The 12,742-nt window shown below is 75.7% G+C and carries 7 protein-coding genes; 5 read left to right on the forward strand and 2 right to left on the reverse strand.

Going from position 1 to position 12,742, the window contains the following annotated elements; translation table 11 throughout:
* Window positions 1-143: 143 nt before the first annotated feature.
* The 3 genes from ptsP (at window position 144) to ACZ402_RS07800 (ending at window position 3,406) form a co-directional block, all read left to right on the forward strand.
* Window positions 144-1,847 carry a phosphoenolpyruvate--protein phosphotransferase gene (gene ptsP / locus ACZ402_RS07790; RefSeq protein WP_375822803.1) on the forward strand — a complete coding sequence of 568 codons (1,704 nt, stop codon included), beginning with the start codon at window positions 144-146 and terminating at the stop codon, window positions 1,845-1,847.
* A gap of 182 nt (window positions 1,848-2,029) precedes the next feature.
* Window positions 2,030-2,416 (forward strand): globin, encoded by a 387-nt coding sequence (locus tag ACZ402_RS07795; RefSeq protein WP_087472887.1) that lies wholly within the window; start codon window positions 2,030-2,032, stop codon window positions 2,414-2,416.
* A 144-nt stretch (window positions 2,417-2,560) separates the two neighbouring features.
* Window positions 2,561-3,406, forward strand: a complete 846-nt coding sequence (locus ACZ402_RS07800) for an acyl-CoA thioesterase (RefSeq protein ID WP_375823160.1) — start codon at window positions 2,561-2,563, stop codon at window positions 3,404-3,406.
* A gap of 54 nt (window positions 3,407-3,460) precedes the next feature.
* Here the strand turns inward: ACZ402_RS07800 and ACZ402_RS07805 are convergent, their stop codons facing one another.
* Window positions 3,461-6,178, reverse strand: a complete 2,718-nt coding sequence (locus ACZ402_RS07805) for a glycoside hydrolase family 48 protein (RefSeq protein ID WP_375822805.1) — start codon at window positions 6,176-6,178, stop codon at window positions 3,461-3,463.
* Between the two features lie 106 nt (window positions 6,179-6,284).
* Window positions 6,285-8,984 (reverse strand): substrate-binding domain-containing protein, encoded by a 2,700-nt coding sequence (locus ACZ402_RS07810; protein ID WP_465272297.1) that lies wholly within the window; start codon window positions 8,982-8,984, stop codon window positions 6,285-6,287.
* Window positions 8,985-9,133: 149 nt separating this feature from the next.
* On the opposite strand from ACZ402_RS07810, the gene ACZ402_RS07815 reads away from it, so the two are divergent.
* Window positions 9,134-10,240 (forward strand): LacI family DNA-binding transcriptional regulator, encoded by a 1,107-nt coding sequence (locus tag ACZ402_RS07815; RefSeq protein WP_375822808.1) that lies wholly within the window; start codon window positions 9,134-9,136, stop codon window positions 10,238-10,240.
* Window positions 10,241-10,349: 109 nt separating this feature from the next.
* Window positions 10,350-12,653 carry a glycoside hydrolase family 6 protein gene (locus ACZ402_RS07820; RefSeq protein WP_375822809.1) on the forward strand — a complete coding sequence of 768 codons (2,304 nt, stop codon included), beginning with the start codon at window positions 10,350-10,352 and terminating at the stop codon, window positions 12,651-12,653.
* The last annotated feature ends 89 nt before the right edge of the window (window positions 12,654-12,742 follow it).

A 12,742-nucleotide genomic window follows, 5' to 3' on the forward strand; every position in this document is an offset into this window, starting at 1 on the left:
TTGTCACCGGATCGACGCAGGAGCGCAACGGCACCGCAACGACGGTGTGCAGCGCGCCAGCCCCTCGTCGGCCGGCGACGGGCACGCGTGCGCACCGGCCCGGGCACCCGGGTCGCACGCCCGAGTCGGACAGGAGCGAGGTCGTGACGGGCGGAACACAGGACGAGGCACGGCAGGTCATCACGGGCATCGGCGTGTGCCCCGGCACGGTGGTCGGGCCGGTGGTGCTCATGCCGGAGCCGATCGCGGAGCCGGCACCCGGGCTGCGGATGGGCCCGCGCGAGGACCACGAGGCGCAGGCCCGCCGGGTCGACGCCGCGGCCGCGCAGGTGGCCGCCGACCTCCAGCGCGCGGCCGACGCCGCCGCAGGCGAGACGCGCGACGTGCTGGAGGCGACGGCCGCGATGGCCGGCGACCCCACCCTGGCGGCCGACGCGCGCCGCCGCGTCCTCGACGAGCACCTGGTGCCCGAGCGCGCGGTGTGGGAGGCCGCGGAGGAGGTCGTGCGGCAGTTCACCGAGCTCGGCGGGTACTTCGCCGAGCGCGCCCGCGACGTCGCCGACGTGCGGGACCGGCTCGTCGCGGCGCTCACGGACCGCCCCGCGCCGGGCGTGCCCGAGCACGCCGAGCCGTTCGTGCTCGTCGCGCCCGACCTCGCGCCGTCGGCCACCGCTGCCCTCGACCCGGCGCGCGTGCTCGCGATCGTCACCGACGGCGCCGGCCCGACGTCGCACACCGCGATCGTCGCCAACGCCAAGGGCATCCCCGCCGTCGTCGCGGCGACCGGGGCGAGCGCCGCGCTCGCGCCGGAGGACGTCGTGCTCGTCGACGGCGCCGCCGGGACCGTGGTCGTGCACCCGTCCGAGGAGCAGGTCGCCGCGGCGCGGGCGAGGTCGCAGCAGGTGCGCACGTTCGACGGCACGGGCCGCACGCGCGACGGGCACCGCGTGCAGCTCCTCGCGAACGTCGGCGACCCGGCGGGCGCCGCGGCCGCGGCCGCCTCCGGCGCGGAGGGCGTCGGGCTGTTCCGCTCCGAGTTCTGCTTCCTCGACCGCGAGCAGCCGCCGACCGTCGAGGAGCAGGTCGCCGCCTACCGCACCGTCTTCCGCGAGTTCGGCGGGCGCAAGGTCGTCATCCGCACCCTCGACTCCGGCGCGGACAAGCCGCTCCACTTCCTCACGGTCGACGACGAGGAGAACCCGGCGCTCGGCGTGCGCGGGCTGCGGACCGCCGCGCGGTGGCCCGAGCTGCTCGAGCAGCAGCTCGACGCGATCGCGCAGGCCGCCGCCGCCGAGGAGGCGGAGGTCTGGGTCATGGCGCCCATGGTCTCGACCGTCGGCGAGACCGAGTGGTTCGTCGAACGCTGCCGTGCCCACGGGCTCGACGTCGCCGGCGTCATGGTCGAGGTACCGAGCGCCGCGCTGCTCGCCGGGCCGATCCTCGCGCGCGCGTCGTTCGCGTCGATCGGCACGAACGACCTCACGCAGTACACGATGGCGGCCGACCGCCTCCTCGGGTCGCTCGCCGAGCTGAGCGACCCGTGGCAGCCCGCGGTGCTGCGGCTCGTCGAGGCGACGTGCGCGGGCGGCGCCCAGCAGGGGCGGCCCGTGGGCGTGTGCGGCGAGGCGGCCTCGCAGCCGGTGCTGGCCGTCGTGCTCGTGGGCCTCGGGGTGTCGTCGCTGTCCATGACGGCCCGGGCGATCCCCGACGTCGCCGCGCTCCTGCGCGAGGTCGACGTCGACGAGTGCCGACGGCTCGCGCGCCTCGCCGTCGAGGCGGAGAGCGCGGCCGAGGCCCGCGCCGTCGTCCGCGAGAACCTCCCGGTGCTCGCCGAGCTCGGCCTCTGACGCGCACCGACGCGCGCTGTGACGTGCGTCCGGGTCGCCGCGCGCGGCCCGGACGGCGGCGACGCCGGTGCGATGATGGGCCGGTGACGACCGAGCCCAGCCCCCGCACGACGCTGCCCGTCGCCGGCCTGTCGAACGGCACGACCGGACCTGCGACCGGCCCGGCGGCCGACGCCGCGCCGGTGCGCCCGAGCCGCACGTTCTACGACGAGGTCGGCGGGCACGAGACGTTCGTGCGCCTCGTCGACGCGTTCTACGAGGGCGTCGCCGACGACCCGGTCATGCGCCCGATGTACCCCGAGGAGGACCTCGGCCCGGCGCGCTGGCGCCTCACCGCGTTCCTCGAGCAGTACTGGGGCGGCCCGACGACGTACAGCGAGCAGCGCGGGCACCCCCGCCTGCGGATGCGGCACGCGCCGTTCAAGGTCAACCCCGAGGCGCGCGACCGCTGGCTCGCCCACATGCGCGCCGCCGTCGACACCCTCGACCTCGCGCCGATCCACGAGGCGACGCTGTGGGACTATCTGGAGCGCGCGGCGCACTCGCTCCTCAACACCTTCGAGGACTGACCGACCCGCCGCCCGAGCGAAGGAGCCCCACCCGTGACCCCCGAGCCCACGCCGCCGTCGACCTCCGCGGCCTCCCCCGGCCCGACGTCGGACGCCGCCCCGCGCGAGCAGGTCCCCAACCCGCTGAACCACCTCCTCGACGTCCTGCGCCTCGAGCGCGTCGGCGACGGCGACGGGTCGGCCGCCGACCCCGAGCACTTCCGCGGCGAGAGCGTGCACCAGCCGACGGGCCGCGTCTACGGCGGGCAGGTGCTCGCGCAGGCGGTGCTCGCCGCGGGCCGGACGGTCCCCGAGGGCCGGCTCCCCCACTCGCTGCACGGGTACTTCCTGCGGCCCGGCGGCCTCGACGTGCCGATCGACTTCGCGGTCGAGCGGCTGCGCGACGGGCGCTCGTTCAGCGCGCGCCGGACGCACGCGATCCAGCACGGCAAGCCGATCCTGTCGATGATCGCCTCCTTCCAGGAGGACCAGGGCGGCATCGAGCACTCGTCCCCGATGCCGGACGCCCCGCCGCCGGAGGAGGTGCCGTCCGCGCTCGACGTGCTCGGCGGCATCGACCACCCGATCGCGCGCTTCTGGTCGCACCACTCAGCGTTCGAGCTGCGGCACGTGGGCGGCTCGCTCTACCTCGGTCCCGACCACGAGCCCAAGGACCACCAGATGGTCTGGATGCGGGCGCGCGGCGACGTGGGGGACGACCAGCTGCTGCACCGCGCGCTCATGGCGTACGCGTGCGACCAGGTGATGCTCGAGCCGATCCTGCGCGAGTCGGGCACGAGCTGGGTCACGCCCGACCTGTCGATCGCGAGCCTCGACCACGCGATGTGGTGGCACCGCGACGCGCGCGTCGACGACTGGCTCCTCTACGTGCAGTCGGCGTCGAGCGCCCAGGGCGGCCGCGGGCTCGGTGCCGCGCGCGTGTTCGCGCAGGACGGGACGCTCGTCGCGTCCATCGCGCAGGAGGGCATGGTCCGCCTCCCGGCGCTCTGAGCGCCGGGAGGCGGACCGCCCTCACCGCGGTTTCAGCCAGGTGTCAGCCAGGTGTCAGCCGCACGCGACCGTCGCTGACGACGGCGGCGCGCCCGTGCCGACGAACCCGAACGACGTCGTCCCGCCCGCGGCGAGCGTGCCGTTCCAGCCGACGTCCGTCGCGGTCAGGACGCTCCCGCTGACGCTCGTCGTCGCGTTCCAGGCCTGCGACAGGCCGCCGGGCGCGAGGTCGAGCGACACGGTCCAGCCGGAGAGACCGGACGGGCCGGCCGTGACCGTGACCTCGCCCTGGTACCCGCCCTGCCACGACCCGCGCGTCGCGTAGGTCGCGGTGCACGCGCCGGGCTCGGGCCCGCCGTCGTCCGCGAGCGTCGTGGCCTGCGCCCCGAGGGACACGGGCGAGAGGTTGCCCGCCGCGTCTCGCGCCCGCACCGTGTACCGGTACGTGGTCTCGGGCGCGAGGTCCTCGTCGGTGAAGGTCGTGCGCGCCGTGGAGCCCACCACCTCCCCGTCGCGCAGCACGTCGTAGGCGACCACGCGGACGTCGTCCATCGACGCCGTCCACGCCAGCGAGGCGGTCGTGGCCGTCGTCCCCGTCACGGCGAGGCCGGCGGGCGTCGTCGGCGCCTCGGTGTCCGGCTCCGTCGGGACGTCCTCGCCGAACAGGCGGTCGTAGTCGGCGAGCGCCGTCGCGACCGCGGTCTGGGCCCAGAACCGGTGGTAGGTGAACTCGGGCGCGGGCCCGCCGTCGAGGTGCGCCTGGACCTTCGACCACTGCGGGTCGTCGAGGTAGAACGACCGCAGGTCGAGGAACGACGCTCCCGGCTCGATCACGTCGCCGTTCGGCATGGTCCCCGACCACCCGGCCGGCACGTACGTCCCGTCGCCCGTGGTCGACGTCAGCACGTCGTCGAAGCGCGCGTAGTCCGCCCGCGTCTCGGTCGTCGCGACGCCGACCGGGTCGCTGTTCTGCTCCCAGATCGCGTCGAGCAGGTCGCGCGCGACCTGCTGCGCCGCGTCGTGCTGCGGCCCCTCGCCGCCGGCGGCGTAGTACATGAGCGAGCGGGCGAGCGCGCCGGCGACACCGACGTCCTGGCCGTAGCCCGTCACCTCGACGCTCAGGCCCGCGTTGTCGCCCGGGTTCTCGGGGTCCCAGTCGTCGGGCTGGCCCGACCACGCGAGGTTGGACGGGATCTGCCAGGAGTCGTCCGTGACCGTGACATGGTCCATCACCCAGGGGACCCACCTGTCGAGGATCGCCTCGGCGCGCTCGTCGCCCGTCTCCTCGTAGAGCTGCGCGATGCGCTCGACGCCCCAGCCCTGCATGCCCATCCACGAGTTGGAGGGCGGGTCGTGGTAGACGGGCGCCTCGGTGTACGCCATGCCGTAGAAGGTCGCGACGTCGTCGGGACGGTCGGCGTAGTGGCCGTCCCACGAGTTCGTGCTGCCGCCCGCGATCCCGCCCTCGGGCGACTGGAGCCACTGGAAGAGCTCGATCTGGCGGTCGAGGCTCGTGCCCCAGTCGTCGCTCGCCGTGGGCGACGCCGGCTGGAGCGCCGGGTCGTTCGCGAGCGCCCAGGCCGCCATCGGGTTCTGGTACCCGAAGTGCGCGTGGCTCGACCCGATGCGCCAGGCCCACGGGCCGGACGTGTCGAGCGCGCCGCCCCACGCGTAGTACCAGGACAGCAGGTAGTGCGCGCTGCTCCGGCCCGACCCCGCGGCGCACGACGTGGACTCGCAGCCCGGCGTCTTGAAGTACTTGTCGAACAGCGCGTAGCGCAGGTAGTCACCCATCTTCGAGGCCTTGCCGACCGTGTCGGCGACGGCCTCGGGCTGGCCCTGCTGGGTCGCGAACTTGTTCGCCCAATAGGCCGCCTCGACCGCCCGCGCGTCGGCGTCGGGCGCGTTGGTGTACTTCCACTGCTTCGCGTACGACGCGTCGCCCGTGAAGAGGTCGAGGTAGCCGTTCTCGCCGCCGTAGCTGAAGTCGTCGATCGACGGCTGGGGCACCGTCTCCCAGACGGACTCCTGCGGGCCGCGCTGGAACGTGTTGATGTACGACGTGCCCTCGTGGTCCGGCCCGAGCAGCGTCGAGGAGCCGGGCGCGGCGCCGAAGCCGTACACGTTGTCGACGTCGGCGAGCCAGTGCATGCCGTAGACCTCGGGCGTGCCGTAGGTCGACCGCAGCTCGGCCGCGATCGGGTCGGTGCCGACGGACACCGAGGAGTCGAGCTGCGACGGGTACTGGCTCGGGTGGTTGAACTCCGGCGCGTACGTCGCGGGCTTGGCCGGGTCGTACGCCCCGTTGGTGGGCTGGTTCTCCGTGGTGGGGATCATGTACGCCTCGAGCGTGTCCCACGCGTGGTTGAACGGCTCCCAGTCACCGGTGACCTGGCCGTAGGAGGTCTCGAGCCACAGCCAGAAGGAGTACGCCTCCGACGTCGTCTCGTGCCCGTAGTCCGGCGCCTCGACCATGAGCGTCTCGACCGCGTGGTACGGGATGCCCTGGGGCGAGAAGTAGCCGTTCGCGGGGTCGTGGATCTTCGCGTACAGCTCGAGGAACCGCTGCGTGTACTCGCCGTCGACGGGCGCCGCGGCCGCACCGGCCGACGTGGACGGGGCCGGGGCGGGGTCCGCGCTCGCCGGCGGGACCGCCGCGAGGGCCGCGAGCGCGACGCCCGCGGCGACCGCCGCAGCCGTCGCGCGGCGCCGTGCGGCCCGCGCGTGCGGGGCGGTGGGTGGTGGCGCTGCGCGCCGGGACGTGCGTGGCATCGTGCTCCCTCTCGTCGTCGAGCCCCGCGACGGCGGTCACGGGGACGCCGTCGTCGGCGCCCCCACCCCCGCGGGTCGCTCGACTCTCGGCGGGGTCCGCGGGCTCTCACAACGCGCGAAACGTTTCGGACGACGCCGACCACGGGATGACCGTGCCGTGCGCGCGCGCCCGCCGCCGTGCGAGCGCGACCCCGGCGCGCCGCAGCACCTCGAGCGCGTCCGGCGCCCCCGTGACGTCCCCCAGGTGCTCGACGACGGCGGACCCGCACGCCCCTGCCGCGCGGACCGCCGCGTGGCGGGCGGCGTCGTCGGACACGCCGTCGAGGAGCACGACGAGGTCGGTCGGGGCCAGCGCGCACAGGGAGCCCGCCGCGCCCAGCGCGCCGCCGAGCCGGTGCAGCGCGGGGACCGTCGGCGGCGTGTCGAGCCCGACGGCGAGCACGTGCGCGCCGTACCCCGGGACCCGCCCCCCGCGGCCGATCGCCTGCTCGAGCCGGTCGACGAAGAGGGTGCGGTGCAGCACGCCCGAGTCGGGGTCGACGAGCGCCCGCTCGCGCAGCTCGCTGCGGTACCGCTCGACGTCGGACAGGACGGCGAGCGCGCCGACCATGCGGGCCGGGCGCCCGCCGGCGTCGTGCACGGTCACGGCACGGCACCGCACCCGCACGTGCTCGCCGTCGGCGCACCGCAGCCGGTGCTCGACGTCGAGGGGCTCGGTCGTGCCGGCGAGCTGCGCGGCGACGGCGGCGTGCACGGCCTGCCGGTCGTCCGGGTGCACGCGGCCGAGCCACTCCTCGGGGTCGTCCCGGAGGTCGGCCACGTCGCAGCCCACGATGCGCGCCCACGCCGGGGACCAGCGCACGGTGCCCGTCTCGACGTCCCAGTCCCACGTGCCGTCGTGCGACGCGATGGACACGAGCGCGGCCCGCTCGGCCCCCGCCTCGACCTCGAGCGCCAGCTCGCGCACGCGCTCGGCCGAGTCGGCGAGCGCGCGCTGCTGCTCCTGCAGCGAGGTGACCAGGGCCTCCCGGTCCAGCGCGACGGCGAGCATGGCCGCCCAGTGGTTGTACCGCTCGCGGGTGCTCGTCGTGCGGGTGTCCACGAGTCCGCCCACCACGAGGAACCCCCAGTCGGAGCGACCGAACGCGACCGGCGCGACGACCGTGAGCGACCGCGGGTCGAGGAGCTCGCGGGGCGGGAACTGCGCCGTCGGGAGGACCGACCCCACGAGCCGCTCCACGGCCGTCCCCCCGCCGCGCGCACCCACGACCCGCAGCGCGCGGCGCTCCGGGTCGTCGTCGACGTCCTCCCACAGCGCGAGCGCCGCCGTGCCGCCCACCCCGCGCGGCAGCCAGTCGAGGCGCCGCAGGCCCTCGCCGTCGCCGCGCAGCAGGCCCAGGTCGACCTCGTAGAGGTCCACCAGGTCCTGCTCGAGCCGACCCGTGCGCGCCACGGCGCCGTGCGCGCACCCCCGGGCGACGGCGACGACCACCTCGGCCGCGGTCGCCCGGACGGCGTCGGCCCGGGCGCCCGCGGAGCTCGCCTCGGGTTCCCGGTGGGCGCCGCGCGACAGCACGGTCCGGCCGAGCTGGGACGCGCGCACACCCGGGCGACGCCGTCGCACGTCCCGCACGAGCGCGGCGACCTCCGCCTCGAGCGCCGGCACGATCTGCTCGAGCGCCTCCTGCGACGGGCGCAGGGCCGCCGTCCGGTCCGCGAGCGAGCGCAGGGCCGCCGCCCGCGGGACCACGCCAGTGTCGGCGGCGCCCCGGAGCAGGTGCCGCAGCACCAGGAGCCACGCGTCGACCGGGGCCGGGCGCTGGCCCCCGTCCGACCCGCGCCGCCGCAGGACGCCGCGCACGTCGGACCGCTCCAGGACGGAGGCGAAGACCACCCGGGCGACGTCGTCGAGGGGCCGGTCCGGGTCCGCGGGCGCCGCCACGGCCGCCGCCCGGGCGACCGGGGCGCCGATGAGCTCGCCCTGCGTGCCCTCCAGGCACCCGCACGACTCGCGCCGGATGAGGGCCGCCCGGCCCAGCCGGTGCTCCCGGCCGACGTTCTCCCCGCGGGCCCGTGCCACGAGCAGCTCGGCGACCCGCTCGCCGACCTGGTCGTGCAACGGGTCGACGGTCGACAGCCGGGGTCGCGACCGCGCCCCCGAGTCGGCGTGGTCGAACCCGACCACGGCCTGCTCCGCGGGCAGCTCGAACCCGCTGGCCTGCAGGCCCCGCATGAACCCGATGGCGTTGCGGTCGGTCGCGGCGAGCGTCGCCGTCGTCGGCAGACCCCGGGCCGCGAGCCGCCGCGCGGCGGTCTCGGCGCTCGCCTCCTGGTTGTCGCGCGTGCGGTAGACCCACGAGGGCGAGAAGGCGAGGTCGTGCGCGGCCAGCGCCGCACGGTACGCGTCGTACCGCTCGAGCGTGTCGCGCTGCTCGGTGTTGCCGACGAAGCCGATGCGGTCGTGGCCGTGCTCCACGAGGTGGTCGACGGCGGCGCGGACGCCTCCCGCGTTGTCCGGCGACACCGCGGGCGCGCGCAGCCCGTCCGCGCGCACCCCCAGGAGCACGAGCGGGACGCCCGACGCGTCGAGCTCGCGCAGCTCGGCGTCGGCGAGCGCCGTCGTCATCACGACGAACCCGTCGAACGTCGAGCGCCCCAGCAGGGGCCGCCGGCCCGGCGGTCCCGGGAACTCGTCGCGGTCGAGGTCCGCCGGGTAGGTCTGGAGGGCGACCACCCGGTGCCCGTGCGCCCGCAGGACCCGGGCGATCCCCGCCAGGGACCGCCCGAAGTAGAACCCTCCGACCACGGGGCACAGCACACCGAACGTCAGGTGCTCCCCCGCCTGTCTCGGGCGCCTCGTCGCGTCCGTCGACATCCTCGTCACCGTCCTCGTCACGTCATCGTCACCGAGTCCTGGTAGGCATCATGCACCCAAACCGGGCACAGTGTGGGAGCGTGACCACCAACTCGTCCGCGGGCCCGCCCTCGCACCACGCCGTCGGCCCGGCCGCACGGCGCATCACGATCACCGACGTCGCGCGCGCGGCGGGGGTGTCGATCGCCGTCGTCTCCTACGCCCTCAACGGCCGCCCAGGGGTGTCCGAGCGCACCCGCCGCCACGTCCTGCGCACCGCGGCCGACCTCGGCTGGCGGCCGAGCGCGGCCGCCCGCTCCCTGCGGACCAGCGCCCGCAGCGTGGCGCTCCAGGTCGTGCACGCGGCCGAGGGGGCCGCCGGACCCGCCCGCGCCCTCGCGCTCGCCGCGGGCATGCGCGCCGTCCTCGCGGAGCACGACCTCGCCCTCGGCGTCGAGGTCGCCGACGACCGCGACGCGGGCGCCCGGGAGCTCGAGGCCGCGTGGTCCGAGCGACGGCACGCGGCGTACGTCGTCGTCGACGCCCACGCGCGCGACCCGCGGGTCCGGGTCGCGCGCGAGGCGGCCATCCCGCTCGTCGAGGTCGCTCCCGGCCCGTCCGACCCCACCGACCCGGGCGCGCGGACCTGGTTCGCGGGCGACGCGGACGCCCGCGCGGCCCGCTACCTCGTGGAGCTCGGGCACCGCCGGATCGCGGTCCTGGTCTCGGACGCGCAGGACGAGGTCGCGCGCACCCTGGTCGCGGCGGCGCGCGACGCGGGCGGCCCGGAGGCCCGGGTCGACGTCGTCGAGTGCCGCACGTGGGAGGAGACACGCTCGCGCGCGGCGCGGCTGGTCGCGCACGACGCGCGCCCCACCGCCGTGCTCACCGACACGGACGTCGCCGCGCTCGCGGTGCTCGAGGCGGGCCGGGGCCAGGGGCTCGAGGTGCCGTGGGACCTGTCGGTGCTGTCCGGCGAGGACTCCGCGACGTGCCGTCTGGTCGCCCCCGCGCTCACCGCCGTGCACCGCCCGTTCCAGCGGCTCGGAGCGCACGTCGCGGACGTCGTCGTCGCGCGGCTGGGCCTCGGGCGCCCGGTCGCGCGCCCCGACGCCGACCCGACCGTGACCCGTCCGGCCTTCGACCGCGAGCGCCCCGCCGCACGTCTCCTCCTGCGGGGGACGACGGCGCCACCGCGGAGCGCCTAAACGTTTCAGGCGGTAGCCGACGACGGCCACGGGTCGTCACGTTGTCCCCGCCGGGCAGAGCCGCCCGGTGCGCGGACCCGTCCGCGCCCCTGGACCCTTGGAGGACCACGTGCCATCCCGATCCAGCCGACCGCGCAGGGGCGCGGCCGTCGCCGCGTCGCTCGTGCTGCTCGCCGCCCCGCTGGTCGCGACCGCCGCGCCGGCGAGCGCCGCCGAACCACGCGTAAGCAACCCGTTCGCCGGTGCCACGCAGTACGTCAACGACTTCTGGTCCGCCAACGTCGAGGCCGCCGCCGACCGCGCCGGCGGCGACCTCGGGTCCCGCATGCGGGCCATCGCCGAGGAGCCCACCGCGGTCTGGATGGACCGCATCAGCGCGATCGAGGGCAACGCCGACGGCCCGGGCCTGCGGCACCACCTCGACGCCGCGGTCGCGCAGAAGCAGCCCGGCGTGCCGATCGTGTTCAACCTCGTGATCTACGACCTGCCCGGCCGCGACTGCTACGCGCTCGCGTCCAACGGGGAGCTCAAGCCCAACGCCACGGACATGGCGCGGTACGAGACCGAGTACATCGACGTCATCGCCGACATCCTCGACGACCCGGCCTACGAGGACCTGCGCATCGTCGCGACCATCGAGCCGGACTCGCTGCCGAACCTCATCACGAACATCAGCACGCCCGACTGCCAGGCGTCCGCCCCGTACTACCGCGAGGGCGTGAAGTACGCGCTGGACGCGCTCCACGACGTCGGCAACGTGTACTCCTACATCGACGCGGCGCACGCCGGCTGGCTCGGCTGGCCGAGCAACGGGGGCCCGGCGGCGAAGCTCTTCAAGGAGGTCGTGCTGTCGACGGACGCGGGCTACGCGTCCGTCGCGGGATTCGTCACGAACACGGCCAACTCCACGCCCCTGCACGAGCCGTTCCTCGAGGACGTCCAGCTCGGCAGCACGCCCGTGCGCTCGGCGAGCTTCTACGAGTGGAACGCCGACTTCGACGAGACCGACTGGACGGCGCACCTCTACGACCTGCTCGTGGCAGAGGGCTTCCCGACGTCGATCGGCATGCTCGTCGACACCTCGCGCAACGGCTGGGGCGGCGACGACCGCCCGACGGCGGTGAGCACGTCGACGAGCCTCGACACCTACGTGGACGAGTCGCGCGTCGACCGGCGGATCCACCGCGGCGCCTGGTGCAACCCGGCGGGCGCCGGGATCGGCGAGCGCCCGCAGGCCTCGCCCGCGGGCTTCCCCGAGTCGCACCTGCACGCCTACGTGTGGGTCAAGCCTCCGGGCGAGTCCGACGGCGCGTCGTCCGACATCCCGAACGACCAGGGCAAGCGGTTCGACCGCATGTGCGACCCGACGTTCGTCTCGCCCAAGCTCGCCAACCAGCTCACCGGCGCCCTGCCCGACGCCCCGCTCGCGGGCCAGTGGTTCGAGGCCCAGTTCCGGATGCTCGTCGAGAACGCCTACCCGGCGATCGAGGGCGACGGCAGCGGCGGCCCCGCGGACACGACCGCGCCGTCGGTCCCGACGGGCCTCACGGCCGGGGCGACCACGACGTCGTCGGCGAGCGTGAGCTGGACCGCGTCCACCGACGACCGCGGCGTCACGGGCTACACCGTGCTCGTCGACGGTGCGGCCGTGGGCACGACGGCCACGACCTCGTTCACGGTCACCGGCCTCGACGCCGGCACGTCCTACGCCGTGAGCGTCCGGGCGCGCGACGCCGCGGGCAACGTCTCGGCCGCGTCCGCGCCGCTCACCGTGACCACGGACGAGGACGGCGGCCCGGGCGGCGACGACCAGGCGCCGTCCGCCCCGACCGGGCTGCGGGTCTCCGGCGTGACGACCTCCACGGTCGCGCTCGCGTGGAACGCGTCCACCGACGACACCGGCGTGACCGGCTACCGGGTCTTCAGGGACGGGACGCAGGTGGCCGAGGTCGCGGCGACGTCGTTCACCGACACGGGCCTCGCGGCGGGCACGGCGCACGTCTACGCGGTGCGCGCGGTCGACGCGGCGGGCAATGTGTCCGCGACGTCGGGCACCGTGACCGGCACGACGACACAGGACGGGGGCGGCACCCCCGGCTCGTGCACCGTCGCGTACACCGCGAGCTCGTGGAACACCGGGTTCACGGGGTCGCTGCGGATCACCAACGACTCCGCCACCGCCCTGCAGAACTGGTCCCTGACCTTCGCCTTCGCGGACGGGCAGACCATCACCCAGGGCTGGTCCGCGCAGTACGCGCAGTCCGGCTCGACCGTCACCGTGACCCCCGCCGCGTGGAACACCACCCTCGGCGCGGGCGCGAGCGTCGAGGTCGGCTTCAACGGGTCCCACACCGGGACCAACAGCGAGCCGACGTCGTTCACCCTGAACGGCGCGACCTGCACCGTCGCCTGATCTGACGCCGACGGCCGGGGCGCAGGCCTCGGCCGTCGGCGTGCCGAGCGGCTGGCACGCGGTGGCGGTACCCCCTGCCGCGCGAGCGG

It is taken from the genome of Cellulosimicrobium sp. NPDC030954, assembly GCF_055571305.1.

Coding starts and splice junctions, on each gene's coding strand:
- ACZ402_RS07805 (WP_375822805.1), bottom strand. CDS start 6,178: ATGCCACGCACGTCCCGGCGCGCAGCGCCACCACCCACCGCCCCGCAC.